The following is a 16,228-nucleotide window of genomic DNA, read 5'->3' as shown; positions in this document are numbered from 1 at the left end:
TTCCTCCATACCTGCTTCTTTTTATTTGTCAGCATCCTGTTCTGAGGCAGGATGTTCTGGCGCATTCTCTTCTTTTTCCGCTCGTTGAATCCGTTCCATAATCGAGGGATGGCTGCCTCTGAATATTTTAACAAGCTCCGGAGGATTGACCTGGCTCAGTCCCGTCACGGCCAAATCCTGAAACGTTTTGACAGCGGCTTCTCTGTTTTCCGTCAGTTCGATCCCATACTGGTCAGCCTTATTCTCTTGATAACGCGAGACGGCATTAGAAAAAGGCGTGACCGCAAAGCTCAAAACGGACACCAAAAGCAATAACACCGGCAGCGCTGCAAGGTCATGCCGTCCCTCCAAATGAAACATGCTGCGGGTAAAGCGGACCGTCCGCTTGTAAAGCTTATCAATGATATAAAATCCGGCGAGCGACACGACCAAATAGCCAGCCAGTCCGATATAGACGTGCTTCATGACATAATGGCCCATTTCGTGGCCCATAATAAAGAGAATTTCTGAATCATCAAGTTTGTTCAGCGTCGTATCCCACAATACAATCCGTTTGTTGGCCCCGATTCCTGTGACATAGGCGTTAAGCGCATTTGTTTTTTCAGACATATTCACTTCATATACTTGATTAGCCGGAATATTAGCTTCTTCTGCCAGCTCTAAAATTTTGCTTTCGAGCTCTTTGTTTTTCAACGGATAAAAATCATTGTATAAAGGATCGATAATGACCGGCTGAATAAAAAACAGAAACAGCGAGAACGGCACTGTTAACAGCCAGGCGTATAACCACCATTTTTTTTCATGCCTTTTGATCAGCCAATAAAACACGAGAACGCAAAGCGTAAAGATCGGAAAGCTGATCCAAAAGTCTATGACCAGATCCTTAGCCCAGCTGGCCGCTGTCTGTGTGGAAATGTTGTAGTCAAGCGAGACTTGATAGCCTATCCAATCTAAAGGCAGTGTCACCAAAGTTGTGATCAGCGAAAGCACAAACACAAAACCAATGATCTGCAAAAACCGAAAAGGCACGGCCGCTTCCATCCATTTCTTGATTTTCTTCGAAACGCCGCTGATCAGCAATACAAAGAATAGGAACCAATCAAGAGGAATGCCGATAAAAAATAAAAAATTCTTTACATTCGAATACTGCTCGGCCACTGCCAATTCAGACGGCTTCATGAAAGAAGCCGGATCAGCCTGAGTCCCTTTCACAGCCTCCGGTACTGCGGAATCACCGGACAGGAAAAAATACCAATAAAAAAACAGCCCGTACAGCACGTAAGCAAGCCCTGCTGCCGCAATCCACTTGCGCATAACCCTCACTCCTCACATCAACCCATTACTTCTATTGTAATCATAAATTTAAATTCTTAGAACCAAGCGATGTGTACGTACTTTTCCTTCCTTTTAGGCATGGAAAGCCCGATCGCTGGGAAAACTAACAATGTTTGGAGTGATGCAAATGAAAAAAATAGTGGCAGCCATCGTGGTTATCGGTCTTGTGTTTATTGCATTTTTCTATCTTTACAGCCGGTCAGGCGATGTGTATCAATCGGTAGACGCGGATTTGATCACGCTTTCTTCAAGCGGCCAAGAAGATATCGAGATCGAAAAAAGGCAGCACGTCAAAGATATGCTGGACATTATGAATCAGGGAAAACAGCTGAAGACTGAAAAGACATCAGCCCCTGATTACGAAGGGACAATCAAGTTTCATAAAGACCGGTATGACTCATTCAGACTATGGATTGACGGCAGCCGGCAAGCCGTTTTTTTAAAGGACGGCACATACTATAAATTAAGCAAAAACGATACCAAGGCGCTGCTTCATATTATTCAAAAAGAAGCAAAGGATTAAAACTGAAAAAGCGAAGCCCGCCGCTTCGCTTTTTTCGTATTATTGAGGCAAAATATCCCTCAGCGCCCGTCTGAGCATTTTCCCTGTCGCATTTTTCGGAATGTCATCAAGAAACGTAATGGCGGCAGGCCGTTTGTATTTTGCGAGATGTTTTTCACAGTGCTCCATGATGTCCGCCTCTGTTGCGCCAGAGCGCTTCGGCACAACATATCCCTTTACCGCTTCCCCGCTTTGGGCGTCCGGCACACCGATGACAACCGCCTCCTTAACATCAGGATGGCTGTACAGCACTTCCTCCACCTCACGCGGATAGACGTTGTATCCTCCTACAATGATCATGTCCTTTTTCCGGTCAACAATGTAAAAATAGCCGTCCTCATCCCGTCTTGCCAAGTCCCCTGTATAAAGCCATCCGTCTTTTAACGCATGCTTTGTTTCCATCGGCATGTTGTAATAGCCTTTCATCACATTGGGGCCCCTCACGATCAATTCGCCGACCTGATGATCGGGCAGCTCGCGTCCGAGCGGATCTACGACTTTGTTTTCAACATGCAATATACTTGTCCCGATAGATCCCGGCTTTCTGCCCCTGTCAAACGGGTTAAAGCACGTCACGGGTGATGCTTCCGAGAGCCCGTAGCCTTCCAAAATGGTCACGCCGAATTTTTCTTCAAATGCGGTCAAGAGCGCGACTGGCATGGCCGCGCCTCCCGAAATGCACAGCCGGATGGAAGAAAAATCATCTCTCTTTCCGTCTTCATGCTGAAACAAGTAATTATACATCGTAGGCACGCCGGCAAAAATGGTCGCCTGCCGCAGCTTAACAAGCTGAAAAACAGATGCCGGACTGAATTGAGGTTCTATCAAGACAGTTGCGCCGCTCATCAGCGGGGCATTCATGCAGACGGTTAAACAAAACACGTGAAACATAGGAAGAGCGCAGACTACATTGTCCTTCTCATCCATTCCCAAATAACCGGCGACATCGTTGGCATTGCTGTACAAATTCTGATGAGTCAGCATCGCGCCTTTCGGTTTTCCAGTCGTTCCCGACGTATATAAAATCACCGCGGTATCGTCAGGGACAAGCGCCGGGCTTTGTTTAGCGGCGGATGCCGGACGCAATATTTTTGCAAACGTTGTCATTTTCATTCTGACCTCTGGCTCTGAAGCTTCGGGCTCGGCATTTCCCGTCTGGCATAAAATGACGAGCTCAACCTTCGGCAGTGATTCATGCATGCTTTCATAAAGCGGCAAAAGCTGATCAACGCCTACGATCGCCTTTACATCGCCATTTGTCAGCATATAACCGATTTCTGTCGGCGTGTACATCGGATTGATAGGCACCACCACAATCCCAGCCTTTAACGCACCAAAAAACGCGATGATAAAATCAGGCGAATTGCCGAGCAGCAAAGCTAGATGGTCCCCTTTCTCCATACCGGCTTCCTGAAGGCCGTCCGCAAATCGCTGAATGTGTTCATTCAGCTCCTGATACGTCATCATGTGATCCTTAAACCTGCATGCGATGCTGTCGGGCTTCTCAGATGCTGTCTCTTCCAATTTCGAAACGAGATTCATTCTCCCACCCCTTAAAGTGAATGAACAGTCATTCATTATTGAAGATAAGCTTTCTCCTTCATTATAGAGAAACAGAAAAAAACACTCAAGAGCAAAAAGCCCCGAGTGTCAGTACTGTTATAGTTTCTTCAATGCTTCGGCAATCGGTGTATCTCCTTCTGTCAGGTCAAAGGCCCGATTTTCCGTATTGGTTTCATCCAAAGAGGCAATGACCGTTTTCGCAACGTCCTCACGGGAAATGGATCTCCGCTCCAAATCGGCGGCTGCTGAAACAGTTCCCGTTCCAGGCTCATTGCGAAGGCCTCCCGGACGGATAATCGTATAGGTTAAACCGCTTGCTTCCAAAATTTTATCAGCATAATGCTTGGCCGCATAATAAGGTTTAAGTGATTCATTCCAATTTTCACGGTTGTGGGCTTGCAGGGCGCTTACCATGATAAACCGTTTGATTCCCGCGATGTCCGCGGCTTCAACGGCTTTTGCCGCTCCATCCAGATCAACCAGCAGCGTTTTATCATAACCTGTGCTGCCGCCTGAACCCGCTGTGAAAATAATCGCGTCGCAGCCTTTTGCCGCGGCGGCGATTTCTTCCGGACTGCCTTCAAGATTCGCAAGCACAGCTTCTGCACCGGCAGCTTCGAGAGACGCTTTCTGCTCTTCTTTTCTAACCATTGCTCTGACGGAATGATCAGGATTGTCTTGGAATAAAGAAACAAGTCTTTGTCCGATTTGTCCGTTCGCTCCGATTAAAAACACCTTCATGTGAATCCCTCCTGCCACCATTATTTCAAAAGCACAGCCGCTCTTTCAAACAATGTGTTTTGCCTTAATAAATCAGATCAAGGAAATCCTCTTTCGTAATGTTCCCAAAGTAATGCTTGAGATTCACATCTTCCAGCACATCAGCGATGACGCTGCGTTCGTATTGTTTTCCGACCAGCAGGTTTTCAACTTCAGATACATCACCGACACCGAAGAAATCTCCGAAGATTTTGCAGTCCTCAATTTTGCCTTTCTTGACTTCCAGACGCAAGTCTATCGACCCGATCGGATAGCGTTTGGAGTGATTGAGGTTAAATTTCGGCGAGCGGCCGTAGTTCCAATCCCAATTCTGATAGCGCTCTTTCGAAATTTGATGAATGACCTCCCAATCTTTTTCCGTCAGCTTATACTCCGGCACGTTTTGAATGTCATTTGTGTTAAAAATGTGGCGAAGCAAATGGCTGCGGAATTCTTCTGTGGTCATTTTATCATCGAGAAACTCACTGATGTTTGCCACTCGGCTTCTGATCGACTTGATGCCCTTTGATTCAATTTTATCCTTTTTCACCTTTAATGCTGACACAACATGATCAATGGCTGAATCAAACATGAGGGTGCCGTGGCTGAAAATGCGTCCTTTTGTCGCAAACTGGGCGTTTCCGGATATTTTCCGGCCATCCACTACAATGTCGTTGCGGCCGCTTAATTCCGCTTGAACCCCAAGCTGGTGCAAAGCCTGGATCACCGGCTCAGTGAACTTTTTAAAGTTATGAAAGCTGTCCCCGTCATCCTTTGTGATAAAGCTGAAGTTCAAGTTCCCCAGATCATGATACACAGCGCCTCCGCCTGATAAACGGCGGACGACGATAATCCCGTTTTCCTCTACATATTTTGTATTGATTTCTTCTATTGTATTTTGGTTTTTCCCAATGATAATAGACGGCTGGTTCACATAAAAGAGCAAATACGGCTGTTTGGGATCTAAATGCTTTACACAGTACTCCTCGATAGCAAGATTGATCCGCGGATCATTGATATTTTGATTGTCTATAAATAACATGGTGCTCCTCCTTTATCCTTCCCACACAAAACCTGATGTCGCAATATTTACTTTGCCGTTAAAAACGGTTTTCGCTTCTTTGCGAAGATTGTCATGCACGCCGAAATGCGGCAAATGCGTCAGCAGCAGCTCTCCCGCTCCCGCTTCTTTTGCAATTCGCCCGGCTTCCAGGCTGTTCATATGCCCTGCGCTTGTCCCGTCTTGATCGGCATAAAAATTGCATTCTGAGATCAATAAATCGGCATTTTCCGAAAACGGAATAAATGAATCCTGATAGCTGGAATCAGCGGTATATACGACAGTATGGCTGCCGTCAGTAATCCGCATGGCATAGCACGTCACCGGGTGAATCGTTTTTAAAAAGGTGATCGTAAACGGACCGGCAGCCAGCGGCTGATCCGGCTGATAGGCAATCCCTTTCGTATGTGTTTTATATGTAAGCTTTTGAAACTGTTCTAGATCAGCATCATGTCCGTAAATCGGAAGCGTATGCTCTCCTTTGCCGAGAAACGAACCGACTTGCTTGGCAAATTGCAGCGGTCCGATGTCGGCGATATGGTCATGGTGATAATGAGACAGAATGACCGCATCCAGCTTTTCCGCCAGCACATATCCGAACAGCTTAGATAATACGGCACTGCCGCAATCGACAAGCAGAGAATAATCACCTGACTGAAACAAATAGCCCGACGTCGCTTCATTTGCGGCCGGAAAACCGCCATAGCATCCGATAACTGTAACTTTCATAATGTCCTCCTATCTTTTCAAGAAAATTGATCCTCCTTCAATATACCCATTTTTCTTAAAAAAAGCATGTTTTAAACATTGTATCAAAACAGTTATTGATTTTTACGATCTGTTATATTACAATGAAAACAATACAAAGGGGAAAGAGGGATTGGTTATGCTGGGGAAAATCACAGAATTTTTTAGAAACCTGCCTTCGAAAAAGTGCGCGGAATGCGGAAAGAAGATAGAAGAGCAACATGAGTGTTATGGTAATATCTGCAATGACTGTATAAAAGTAAACGATTTGTAATGAGCGAAAATCCCGCGCCTTACGCGCGGGATTTTCTTGATTTTTTTCCTATCTTTTTATTTTGAAATAACAGTCAGGTTGGGTCAAAGCTCACCCGTTTTTAGATAATTCTGGTGATTTTAATTTCATTTTAGAATATTCTTTATTTTCTAAATATAATTTACTGTAGACGAATTCATTTCTTATCTATTATAATTTGATCTAATAGTGAGATTAAATATATGTCGATTCATGATATATGTTGATACTTTGTTTTTTGGGAGGTAATCTATGAAAAGAATTAAGTTTGGATTAGCCACACAAATATTCGTTGGACTTATTCTAGGTGTCATTGTTGGCGTCATTTGGTATGGCAACCCAGCATTGCCAACTTACCTGCAGCCAGTCGGGGATCTCTTTTTACGCTTAATCAAAATGATAGTGATTCCTATTGTTGTCTCCAGCTTAATCATCGGTGTAGCCGGTGCAGGAAATGGAAAGCAAGTCGGTAAATTAGGCTTCAGAACGATTCTGTACTTCGAGATCATCACGACTTTTGCCATTATTCTCGGACTAGCCCTTGCAAACATCTTCCATCCGGGTACAGGAGTTAATATACACGAAGCTCAAAAATCAGACATCAGTCAATATGTTGAAACTGAAAAAGAACAAAGCAATAAATCAGTGGCGGAAACGTTCCTGCATATTGTGCCGACAAACTTCTTCCAGTCCTTGGTTGAAGGAGATCTTCTTGCCATCATCTGCTTTACAGTGCTGTTTGCATTGGGAATTTCAGCGATCGGCGAACGCGGCAAGCCTGTATTAGCCTTTTTCGAAGGTGTATCCCATGCCATGTTCCACGTTGTAAACCTTGTGATGAAAGTAGCGCCATTCGGCGTTTTCGCGCTTATCGGAGTGACTGTGTCTAAATTCGGGCTCGGTTCTCTTCTCTCTCTCGGAAAGCTCGTCGGATTGGTTTATGTCGCGCTTGCTTTCTTCTTAATTGTTATTTTCGGGATTGTCGGAAAAATTGCCGGCATCAGCATCTTCAAATTCCTTGCTTACATGAAGGACGAAATCTTACTGGCGTTCAGTACGTCCAGCTCTGAAACAGTTCTTCCGCGAATCATGGAAAAAATGGAGAAAATCGGCTGTCCGAAAGGCATTGTTTCATTTGTGATTCCGATCGGATATACGTTTAACTTAGACGGTTCCGTTCTCTATCAATCTATTGCCGCGCTGTTTTTGGCGCAGGTGTACCACATTGACCTGTCTCTTTGGCAACAAATTACGTTAGTACTTGTGTTAATGGTGACATCTAAAGGGATGGCTGCTGTTCCAGGGACATCTTTTGTCGTATTGCTTGCAACACTAAGCACCATCGGCGTTCCGGCTGAAGGACTTGCCTTTATTGCCGGCGTAGACCGCATCATGGACATGGCACGTACAGTTGTCAACCTGACTGGGAACGCGCTTGCTGCCGTTGTAATGTCTAAATGGGAAGGCATGTTTAACCCTGCGAAAGCAGAGGCAGTTATGTCTCAATCAAAGACTGACCAAAACGCAACCATTTCCGGTTAATAAAAAGCCTGCGGGGTTCTTGCCCCGCAGGCTTTTTTAGTCTTGAACAAGCGCAAACAGCTCTGTAATCAAAACCGTATCCTCATTCAGCTCCAGATCACCGTTTTTGATCAGTTCCGCCCATGCCATCCGATGGTCTTCTTGAAACTCCTCAATTCGGCCGCCGTTGCCCTCTCCTTTGACTAGCCTCATATCAGGCGCTCCAAAGGTCGTTTCAAACACATCTGTCACTATTATATTGCATCGCGGATTGTCATGTTTATCATAAACTGTAACAAGCTCCCCCGCTGTTTGATACACGTAGCTCAATTCATCTTTTGAATATAATGATTTCGGCGCGCACGTGGCTGTTTTTTCTCCGGCAAGGATTTGTTGGATCAGCTGTTCCCCCAAGCCGTCATCACCTTCCCAGCCGAATGTGCTTTTGAGCTCATAAATCTTCATTCGCCTTCCCCTTTAAACCATTGGTGACTGTACATAATAGTACAGAAGCTTAGCCGTATGGCGAAGAGATGTTTTATGGGTGCGTTCAAATGCATGCGACGCGTCAATTCCCGGCCCGATGAGGCCATGCACAATATCATGCCCGGCTTTGATTGCTGCCGACGCATCCGACCCATAATACGGATAAATATCAAGCTTATAGTCAATATGATGCTTCTCGGCTATATCAACTAAATGCTTTCTCAGCTGGTAATGATACGGCCCGCTCGCATCCTTTACACAGATTGATACTGAATATTCATCTGTCGCCTGCCCGTCACCGATCGCCCCCATGTCAACCGCCAAATATTCGACCGTTTCAGGAGGAATATTCGAATTCCCGCCGTATCCGATCTCTTCATTATTGGAAATGAGAAAATGAGTTGTATACGGCAGTTCAATGTCTTCTGTCTGAATTTGGTGGATTAAGCGGAGCAATAAGGCAACGCTTGCTTTGTCATCCAAATGGCGTGATTTAATAAATCCGCTAGATGTGATCTCGACGCGGGGATCAAATGATACAAAATCTCCGACTCCAATGCCAAGCTCCTCCGTATCTTTCCGGCAGTGAACAGGCTCATCAAGGCGGATCTCCATATTCTCTTGATTCCGTTCAGCTTTTCCCGCGTCCTTGTAAACGTGCACAGACGTTTGATGCATTAAAATGGTGCCTGTATACGTCTTTCCCGAGGCGGTTTCAATTTGGCAATACTCCCCCTCAATCGAATTGTATCGGAAGCCGCCGATCAAATCGATTTTCAGCCGGCCGTCAGCTTTAATTTCTTTTACCATAGCCCCGAGGGTATCAACGTGCGCTGTAAGCATGCGGTGCCGGGATGTGTCGCGACCGGGAAGCGTTGCAATTAAGCCGCCCTTATGGTTCCGAACCGTTTCTACCTTCCATTCTTTTAAAAGGCTTTCAATATAATTGATCACCTCATATGTATTTCCTGTCGGGCTAGGGATCGATACAAGTTCTTTAATGAGCTCCATCGTTTTACGTACGGACGTCATAGGACATTCCTCCTTTTATGTTTCTATTTAAAATATACTCTTTTCCCGAGGGACCCGTCCAATCTTTTCCTATCAATCTCTCATATGCTGTAGAGAGCATGGGAAGAGGAGGGATATCTATGTGCTGTCGTCATTCACATGAACGGAAACATCATTGTCACGATTGGTTTGATGAGTTTTGGTTCTTTGACGAGTGGTTCGATAAAGATTTCCACGACCATTGCGAGAAAAAGAAAGAATGCCATGACCCTTGCGAGAAGAAGAAAAAGAAACACCATTGTTTCTCTTGTAAAAAACACAGACACTCTTGCTGTCATTGCTAAAGACTGAATCAGAAATATTCTGATGACCCATGCTTACTGAATATTTCCATTCGCATTTTTCCAAGCGGGCTGTGCTGCTGCTTGGACCTTTTATTGAAACAATCTTTTTGCTTTTATAATCCAATAAACTGATACGGCCGCTAGTAAAGCAACAATGATTTCAACAGCAGCAACATGTTCTATGATTCTTTTTTGGTATAAAACCGCCGGTAAATTAAAGAGCGCATGTAAAAGAATAGAATACAGCAAAAACAGCGGCCGGCGGCTTTTAACCGCATACAGGACAACTAGAGACAGCCCGATCTGGACAGCAATCGCACTGATTCTTTCTATGCCGCCCAGCAGCCATTCATACGAAGGAGTATGCAGCAGCTGCTCCTGAATCGGCAAAAGCGCCTGTTTCATGTCATCATTGATCAAAAGCTGTTCAAACGTTCCGCTATTGATCGCAAACGCGTATACAATAAGCGAGATAGAGGACAAGCCTGTAATGATGATAGCCTCAAGCCCTCCATGGCCCGTTCCGAACGCCAAGCCATCCGACCAAGCATGATGGCGCTTCAAAAAAAGTCTCATCATGATATACCTTCCGCACTCCTCAAAAATACCGGCCATCAAGCAGCCGTAAATGCCATACCACAATGGATTTCGCATTGCTTCTTTTGTCATTTCATTCACTTGCAGTACATAAACATGAACGCCGCCCTCCAGCAGCTGGGCAAAGACAAAAAACGTGAGAGCGCCAATAAAGAACGCTTTAAGCGAGGCGCCATACTTACGCTTAAACCATACAATCAGCCCGATCGGCAACAAAAACGCAATAGCCCCAGATACCGCCATAGAAACTACCGCTTCTTGACTGACCATTTTCCAGCCTCCTTTTCTCATTCATAGATTCTCTATTTCACAATTTCTCTTTTTTTATGAAAAAACCTTCTTTTTAGTACCAGATACTAATATCTAGTGTTATAATCTGATCATAAGGAGTGATACATATGTCAAAAGCAAAAATTACAGCTATCGGCACCTATGCGCCGAGCAGACGCTTAACAAATGCAGATTTAGAAAAGATCGTTGATACGTCGGATGAATGGATCGTTCAGCGTACAGGAATGAGAGAGCGCCGGATTGCGGATGAACAGCAGTTTACCTCTGATTTATGCATAGAAGCGGTGAAGGATCTCAACAAACGTTATGAAGGCACTCTTGATGACGTTGATATGATTCTCGTTGCCACAACAACATCCGATTACGCCTTCCCAAGTACGGCATGCCGTGTGCAGGAATATTTCGGCTGGGAAAACACCGGCGCGCTGGATATTAATGCGACATGCGCCGGGCTGACATACGGCCTTCATTTGGCAAACGGATTGATCACATCCGGCCTTCATCAAAAAATTCTCGTCATCGCCGGAGAGACACTATCAAAAGTAACAGATTATACTGATCGAACGACATGCGTTCTGTTTGGCGACGCTGCGGGTGCGCTGTTAGTGGAACGAGATGAAGAGACACCTGGATTTCTTGCGTCTGTCCAAGGAACAAGCGGGAACAGCGGAGATATTTTATACCGCGCCGGACTTCGGAATGAACTAAACGGGGTGCAGCTTGCCGGCTCCGGTAAAATGGTCCAAAACGGACGCGAAGTGTATAAATGGGCAGCGAGAACCGTCCCCCGCGAATTTGAACGCCTTTTACAGCAGGCAGGGCTGACAAGCGGCGAGCTCGATTGGTTTGTCCCTCACAGCGCCAACTTGCGCATGATCGAATCGATTTGTGAAAAAACACCGTTCCCGATCGAAAAAACGCTCACCAGTGTCGAATACTATGGCAACACGTCCTCTGTTTCGATTGTTTTGGCGCTAGATCTCGCAGTGAAAGCCGGGAAGCTGAAAAAAGATCAAACTGTGATGCTTTTCGGATTTGGCGGCGGTTTAACCTATACAGGATTGCTTGTCAAATGGGGAATGTAATAAAAAAAGAACTTGTTTCCAAGGAAACAAGTTCTTTTTCATTATGAAGCCGGCTGTTCTTCTGATGTTTCTTCCTTCCGGCTTAAAATCGTAAAGTAAGTAATGCTGAGCGCAATCATAACGAGGGCAATGCCGATTAAAACGCCGGCCATTTGCCACATGTAGCCAAAGTCTCCGTTTGAAATGACCGCTCTGAATCCGTTAATGCTGTAGGTCATCGGCAATGCGCCGTGGATGACTTGATAGAAATTCGGAAGCAATTCAAGCGGGAAGGTTCCTCCGCTCGCTCCCAGTTGCAGCACTAAAATAATGACTGCGATAAATCGTCCCGGGTTGCCCATCGTTGTGGCCAAAAATTGAATCATCGCCAGGAAAGCGAGACTCGTAATGATCGTAAACACGTAAAATCTCCACGTGCTCTCAACCTCGAGACCAATTCCCAGAAGAAGAACCGTCGCCACAATCAGCGATTGAATGATTCCAACGAGCATCATGACATTGAACTTGCTGAAGAACCACTCAAAACCGTTTCTCGGACGTCCTGACGCTTCCTTCAGCGGGAAGACAACCGTCAGCATGATACCGCCGACATACAAGCCCATTGACAGAATATAAGGTGTCAGCCCTGTTCCGTAGTTAGGCACCGAATGAATGGCGTCATCATTAGTTTTGACTGGATCGGCAAACATGCTGTATGTTTGATCGTCAGCATCGACATCTCCTGTTTGGTCTGCCGCATCCTTCAGCTTATTAGACAGCTCTCCTGTGCCGTCCAATAGCTTGCCTAAACCTGTATCAAGTGATGCAGATCCGTCTGCAAGTTTTGATGATCCGTTTTGGACTTGTTTAGAACCGTCTAACAGCTTCAGCAAGCCGCCGGATACTTTGCTGCTTCCTGTCACCAATTGCTCTGAGCCCGCTTTTGCTTTTGCGAACTGCTTATTATATTCACCGATACCGGCTGTCAGTTTAGTTTGGCCATCTGTCAGCTTCTGTGAACCGTTGTATATCTTATCAGCTCCCTCAGTTAATCTGTCAATTGCATCTTGAATTGTTTTTGCGCCGTTATAAAGCTTAGATGTAGCTTCCGGCATGGCTTTCACCTGTGCAACCTCCGCTTTCACATCTTCCAACGAGCTTTTCATCGTTGCAATGTCAGGCAGCTGATCAGCTGCAGGAAGCCGGCTTAAGATTTGATCAAAATCAGGCGCATCAACTTGCGGAAGCTTTTTCTCAACAGAATTAATCAACTGGCTTTTTTGTTCCGCTGTTAAGAAATCACTCGAATTGATGACATTTTTAAAAGCCTGATCACGGTTTTTCAAGCTGTTTTCAAAGTCAGTCAGCTGTTTTTTGAATTCCTTCATCGCAGTTTCTGACTTTTCCAGATTGTTCACAGCTGTTTCAAGCTTCGTTAAATCGAGCGCATTAATGAGCTTTTCCGCTTTTGCTGCTTTCTCCGCTTCTTCTTGCGCTTTACTGTTGAGCTGATCCAGCCCGTTTGTAAGATTAGGCGTACCCTTCTGCACGTTTTGAAGTCCGGCAAGAAGTTCATTCATCTTGCCTGTCAGCTCGCCTGATCCTGCCGCAAGCTTACTAGATTTATCATAAATTTGGTTACTGCTGTCCTGGAATTTTCCGAGCGAGCTGTCAAGTGATTGGATACCGCTTGTCACCTGTGCCGCTCCATCTGCAAGCTGCGCTGTTTTGTCACTGATGGTGGCGGTGCTTTCCTTCAGCTTCTCCAGATTTTCTTTCAGCTGGGCGCTTCCGTTTTTCGCATCCTTTGTGCCATCATCAATTTTTTTCGCTCCGCTGCTCGCGTCGCTCAACCCTTTAGCGATATCTTTAAAGTTATCAAAAATGACTTTCGTATATTGCTCGGTCACTTCTTTAGAAACAGAGGCTTTCAGTTTATCAATCGCTTTTTCACCGATTGTCGCCCCTACATAGTTTGAACCGGCATTTGTATGGTATTTCAGATCCAGTTTTTTCGGATTTTTGTCCAGCACAGTGCTGGCATTCTTAGAAAAATCCTCAGGAATCTCGACAACTAAATAGTATTTTTGATTTAATAAGTCCTTTAACGATTGGTCGAGATCACTGGAAAAATGCCAATCAAAGTTTTTATTATCCTTTAATTCTTTGACCAGATCATCACCGATTTGAAGTTTTTCTCCTTCATATGTTGCCCCTTTGTCTTGGTTGACGACAACGACAGGCAGCTGGTCAACTGTGCCGTACGGGTCCCAATACGCCTTTAAGAACACGCCGCTGTAAATAAGCGGGACAAACAAAATGGCTATGATGGGAATTAATAATTTTTTACTCGTTACGATGTCTTTCCACTGACTTCGTATTGTGTTCATCCTGATGCCTCCATTCTAAAACTGACTCATCATGAAAAATGGTCATTTTCTTGCAAAAACAAAGGATTATCTAGTTGGCTGACAATCCTTTGACTACATACAATTCAAGCAGTTCCGCAATTGTCTCTTTATCGAGCGGGGGATGCTGTTTTTCCCAGTCAAAAATGAGCGCGATATAAAGCTTCAGCATCACAAAAGCTGTCAGTTCAGGGTCGCACGGCTTGATTGCACCGCTTTCGATCCCATCTTCAATCTTATTTTTGATATAAGACAGAATGGCTTGCTCCATTTTCTGGATCACATCCTGAACTGCCATTGTACCAATCTCGGCATTTTCTTGGAAAATTTTAATCGTCAGCTGATGTGTTTTTCTGAACTCCAGAATGGCAAACAGCGCTCTGTGCACATTTTCATGGAACGGAAGGTTCGGCTCCATCGCTTCGTCTGCTTTTTGCTTCATTTCCTTCAATAATGTAGTGAAAATCTCGTCAAACAGCTCTTCTTTGTTTTTGAAAAAAGTATAGATGGTTCCCTTCCCCACGTTCGCAAGCTTTGCCACCAGATCCATTGTCGTCGCTTTATACCCGAACTGTGTGAAAGACTTTGTGGCCGCCTCCAAAATAAGCTTTTTTCGATCTATTGACATTATATTCACCTCAAAACTGACCGTTTGAACATTTTAGTCATAAAGTACATATGCAAATGTATCACAATCCACTGCTCAAATCAATCATTTTTTTACACAATATTGCCATTGCACAACAAAAAAACCTCCGCCATAGCGGAGGTTTTTAGCTGAATAAATAGGTAAGCGCGTCAGACACGGCAGCTTTTCCTTGATCGATGCAGTCGGGAATTCCGACACCTTCAAAAGAAGCGCCTGTCATGTAGACACCCGGATATGCGGAGACCAGTGCTTCGCGCAGCTCTTTGACGCGCTGCTTGTGGCCGACATGGTACTGCGGCATGCTTTCATGCCAGCGGGTAACACATGTCATTTCCGGCTCCCCGTTTATGTTCATGACTTTCTTTAAGTCTTCTAACACAATGTTGATAATGTCGTTATCTGAGAGGTCAACAATGGATTCGTCTCCGGCTTTTCCAACATATGCCCGAAGCAGCGTTTTGCCTTCCGGCGCTGCGTGCGGCCATTTTTTGTTCGTCCACGTACAGGCTGTGATCGCGAAATCACTGTTTCTTGAGATAACAAAGCCCGTGCCCTCATGCTCCATTTGGACGGCGCCTTCAGGAAAACCCAAAGCGACGTTTGCCACTGATGTGGAATGCATATTTTTCAAATGAGAAATGGCAGGAAGCTCAGAAAGCATTCCCGCAGCCGCTTTATGCGGAGCAGTCACAATCACTGACTCAGCATCAAGTGTGACACCGTTATCCAGCTCAAGTGAGTAGCCAGTGCCGCCGCGGCTGATCTTTGTCACTTTTGTCCCTTTGTATACCTTCGTCAGCTTTAATTGCTTTTCGATCTCTTCTACCAAGGTCTGCAAACCGGTTGACAGGGTCTGAAACTGCCCTTGTTTTTTTGCCGTCAGCTGCTGGCCGGAGCCTTGAGGCCTTGTTTTTTTCATGCCGAGAATCAGGCTTCTGTGCTTTTGTTCCGTCTGGTAAAATTGCGGGAATGTCGACATCAGGCTGAGCTTGTCAATGTCGCCCGCGTAGATGCCTGACAGGAGCGGCTCGATTAAATTCTCAACCACTTCATCTCCGACACGTCTGCGGAAAAATTCTCCCAATGACTGGTCGTCTTTTGATTTGCTTGCAGGCAGAATGAAATCCATAGCGGCTCTCGCCTTCCCGGACAGAGAAAACAGGCCGGTTGAAACGAACGGCGCAATTTTTGTCGGTATCCCCATCACGGCGCCCTTCGGCATTGGATGGAGGGTGCGGTTTACAAGCACATAGGATTGTCCTGTCGCATTGTTGACAAGTAAATGTTCAAGTCCTAAGTCTTTGACAAGCTCCGGAGCGCTTTTCTTCCGTTCCAGAAATGAATCAGGCCCTTTTTCGATGATATAGCCGTCTTTCTTGACAGTCTGGATTTTCCCGCCGACTCTCGGACTTGCTTCAACAAGTGTCAGCTCAAGCGGCAGGTTTTTTTCTTTGATTTCTTTTTCCATATAGAAGGCGGCGGCTAAACCGGTAATGCCGCCGCCGATGATGACTACATGTTTTTTGCCGTCACTCATGT

Annotated in this window: 16 protein-coding genes; 4 read left to right on the top strand and 12 right to left on the bottom strand. The window is 45.3% G+C overall.

Translation table 11 applies throughout. The features are described 5' to 3' along the window. Positions 1-21: 21 nt before the first annotated feature. A complete protein-coding gene (locus EFK13_RS05815; RefSeq protein WP_129506186.1) occupies positions 22-1,314 on the bottom strand; it encodes a M48 family metallopeptidase in 1,293 nt (430 codons plus the stop codon). Positions 1,315-1,462: 148 nt separating this feature from the next. Here EFK13_RS05815 and EFK13_RS05810 point away from each other — a divergent pair, with 148 nt between their 5' ends. After that, positions 1,463-1,858, top strand: a complete 396-nt coding sequence (locus tag EFK13_RS05810) for a YhfM domain-containing protein (RefSeq protein ID WP_129506187.1) — start codon at positions 1,463-1,465, stop codon at positions 1,856-1,858. 39 nt (positions 1,859-1,897) lie between these two features. Here the strand turns inward: EFK13_RS05810 and lcfB are convergent, their stop codons facing one another. From lcfB to EFK13_RS05790, 4 genes are all read right to left on the bottom strand, one after another. Then, the gene (gene lcfB / locus EFK13_RS05805) at positions 1,898-3,439 is read right to left on the bottom strand and encodes a long-chain-fatty-acid--CoA ligase LcfB (RefSeq protein WP_129506188.1); all 1,542 of its coding nucleotides are present in this window, start codon (positions 3,437-3,439) and stop codon (positions 1,898-1,900) included. A gap of 117 nt (positions 3,440-3,556) precedes the next feature. Continuing rightward, positions 3,557-4,201 carry an SDR family oxidoreductase gene (locus EFK13_RS05800; protein ID WP_129506189.1) on the bottom strand — a complete coding sequence of 215 codons (645 nt, stop codon included), beginning with the start codon at positions 4,199-4,201 and terminating at the stop codon, positions 3,557-3,559. A gap of 64 nt (positions 4,202-4,265) precedes the next feature. Next, on the bottom strand, positions 4,266-5,261 hold the full coding sequence (gene lplA / locus EFK13_RS05795; protein WP_129506190.1) for a lipoate--protein ligase: 996 nt from the start codon (positions 5,259-5,261) through the stop codon (positions 4,266-4,268). A 12-nt stretch (positions 5,262-5,273) separates the two neighbouring features. Next, entirely contained in the window at positions 5,274-6,008 is a 735-nt protein-coding gene (locus tag EFK13_RS05790) for an MBL fold metallo-hydrolase (protein WP_129506191.1), read from the bottom strand. A gap of 157 nt (positions 6,009-6,165) precedes the next feature. Between EFK13_RS05790 and yhfH the strand changes: the two genes are divergently transcribed. Continuing rightward, positions 6,166-6,300, top strand: coding sequence for a protein YhfH (gene yhfH, locus EFK13_RS05785; RefSeq protein ID WP_003244802.1), 135 nt, complete (start codon positions 6,166-6,168; stop codon positions 6,298-6,300). A 270-nt stretch (positions 6,301-6,570) separates the two neighbouring features. Next, entirely contained in the window at positions 6,571-7,860 is a 1,290-nt protein-coding gene (gltT, locus tag EFK13_RS05780; protein ID WP_129506192.1) for a glutamate/proton symporter GltT, read from the top strand. A 36-nt stretch (positions 7,861-7,896) separates the two neighbouring features. Here the strand turns inward: gltT and EFK13_RS05775 are convergent, their stop codons facing one another. From EFK13_RS05775 to EFK13_RS05760, 4 genes are all read right to left on the bottom strand, one after another. Then, on the bottom strand, positions 7,897-8,304 hold the full coding sequence (locus EFK13_RS05775) for an ASCH domain-containing protein (protein WP_129506193.1): 408 nt from the start codon (positions 8,302-8,304) through the stop codon (positions 7,897-7,899). Between the two features lie 12 nt (positions 8,305-8,316). Further along, positions 8,317-9,357 (bottom strand): M42 family metallopeptidase, encoded by a 1,041-nt coding sequence (locus EFK13_RS05770; RefSeq protein WP_129506194.1) that lies wholly within the window; start codon positions 9,355-9,357, stop codon positions 8,317-8,319. A 134-nt stretch (positions 9,358-9,491) separates the two neighbouring features. After that, positions 9,492-9,674, bottom strand: a complete 183-nt coding sequence (locus tag EFK13_RS21145; protein WP_335842673.1) for a hypothetical protein — start codon at positions 9,672-9,674, stop codon at positions 9,492-9,494. 96 nt (positions 9,675-9,770) lie between these two features. Next, positions 9,771-10,547, bottom strand: coding sequence for a YhfC family intramembrane metalloprotease (locus EFK13_RS05760; RefSeq protein ID WP_129506196.1), 777 nt, complete (start codon positions 10,545-10,547; stop codon positions 9,771-9,773). Positions 10,548-10,675: 128 nt separating this feature from the next. Between EFK13_RS05760 and fabHB the strand changes: the two genes are divergently transcribed. After that, positions 10,676-11,653, top strand: a complete 978-nt coding sequence (gene fabHB, locus EFK13_RS05755; protein ID WP_129506197.1) for a beta-ketoacyl-ACP synthase III FabHB — start codon at positions 10,676-10,678, stop codon at positions 11,651-11,653. A 41-nt stretch (positions 11,654-11,694) separates the two neighbouring features. Here fabHB and EFK13_RS05750 read toward each other — a convergent pair whose 3' ends face one another. The 3 genes from EFK13_RS05750 to hemY form a co-directional block, all read right to left on the bottom strand. Continuing rightward, positions 11,695-14,022: a YhgE/Pip domain-containing protein gene (locus tag EFK13_RS05750; RefSeq protein WP_129506198.1), complete on the bottom strand. Its 2,328-nt coding sequence runs from the start codon at positions 14,020-14,022 to the stop codon at positions 11,695-11,697. A 70-nt stretch (positions 14,023-14,092) separates the two neighbouring features. Next, complete coding sequence (locus EFK13_RS05745; protein WP_103746905.1) at positions 14,093-14,668, bottom strand: TetR/AcrR family transcriptional regulator; 576 nt, start codon at positions 14,666-14,668, stop codon at positions 14,093-14,095. 145 nt (positions 14,669-14,813) lie between these two features. Beyond that, entirely contained in the window at positions 14,814-16,226 is a 1,413-nt protein-coding gene (hemY, locus tag EFK13_RS05740) for a protoporphyrinogen oxidase (RefSeq protein WP_129506199.1), read from the bottom strand. Between the last annotated feature and the right edge of the window lie 2 nt (positions 16,227-16,228).

Origin of the sequence: Bacillus cabrialesii (assembly GCF_004124315.2) — a bacterium.
Lineage (GTDB): Bacteria > Bacillota > Bacilli > Bacillales > Bacillaceae > Bacillus > Bacillus cabrialesii.
The sequence above is the reverse complement of the archived record's forward strand: the minus strand, read 5'-3'. Positions and strand labels throughout refer to the sequence as shown.

Excerpts from the sequence above, each read along its gene's own strand:
- lplA (WP_129506190.1), bottom strand. The coding sequence starts at position 5,261 with ATGTTATTTATAGACAATCAAAATATCAATGATCCGCGGATCAATCTT.
- hemY (WP_129506199.1), bottom strand. The coding sequence starts at position 16,226 with ATGAGTGACGGCAAAAAACATGTAGTCATCATCGGCGGCGGCATTACC.
- EFK13_RS05760 (WP_129506196.1), bottom strand. The coding sequence starts at position 10,547 with ATGGTCAGTCAAGAAGCGGTAGTTTCTATGGCGGTATCTGGGGCTATT.
- EFK13_RS05800 (WP_129506189.1), bottom strand. The coding sequence starts at position 4,201 with ATGAAGGTGTTTTTAATCGGAGCGAACGGACAAATCGGACAAAGACTT.
- EFK13_RS05745 (WP_103746905.1), bottom strand. The coding sequence starts at position 14,668 with ATGTCAATAGATCGAAAAAAGCTTATTTTGGAGGCGGCCACAAAGTCT.
- gltT (WP_129506192.1), top strand. The coding sequence starts at position 6,571 with ATGAAAAGAATTAAGTTTGGATTAGCCACACAAATATTCGTTGGACTT.
- fabHB (WP_129506197.1), top strand. The coding sequence starts at position 10,676 with ATGTCAAAAGCAAAAATTACAGCTATCGGCACCTATGCGCCGAGCAGA.
- EFK13_RS05810 (WP_129506187.1), top strand. The coding sequence starts at position 1,463 with ATGAAAAAAATAGTGGCAGCCATCGTGGTTATCGGTCTTGTGTTTATT.
- yhfH (WP_003244802.1), top strand. The coding sequence starts at position 6,166 with ATGCTGGGGAAAATCACAGAATTTTTTAGAAACCTGCCTTCGAAAAAG.
- EFK13_RS05770 (WP_129506194.1), bottom strand. The coding sequence starts at position 9,357 with ATGACGTCCGTACGTAAAACGATGGAGCTCATTAAAGAACTTGTATCG.
- lcfB (WP_129506188.1), bottom strand. The coding sequence starts at position 3,439 with ATGAATCTCGTTTCGAAATTGGAAGAGACAGCATCTGAGAAGCCCGAC.
- EFK13_RS05790 (WP_129506191.1), bottom strand. The coding sequence starts at position 6,008 with ATGAAAGTTACAGTTATCGGATGCTATGGCGGTTTTCCGGCCGCAAAT.
- EFK13_RS05815 (WP_129506186.1), bottom strand. The coding sequence starts at position 1,314 with ATGCGCAAGTGGATTGCGGCAGCAGGGCTTGCTTACGTGCTGTACGGG.
- EFK13_RS05750 (WP_129506198.1), bottom strand. The coding sequence starts at position 14,022 with ATGAACACAATACGAAGTCAGTGGAAAGACATCGTAACGAGTAAAAAA.
- EFK13_RS05775 (WP_129506193.1), bottom strand. The coding sequence starts at position 8,304 with ATGAAGATTTATGAGCTCAAAAGCACATTCGGCTGGGAAGGTGATGAC.
- EFK13_RS21145 (WP_335842673.1), bottom strand. The coding sequence starts at position 9,674 with ATGACAGCAAGAGTGTCTGTGTTTTTTACAAGAGAAACAATGGTGTTT.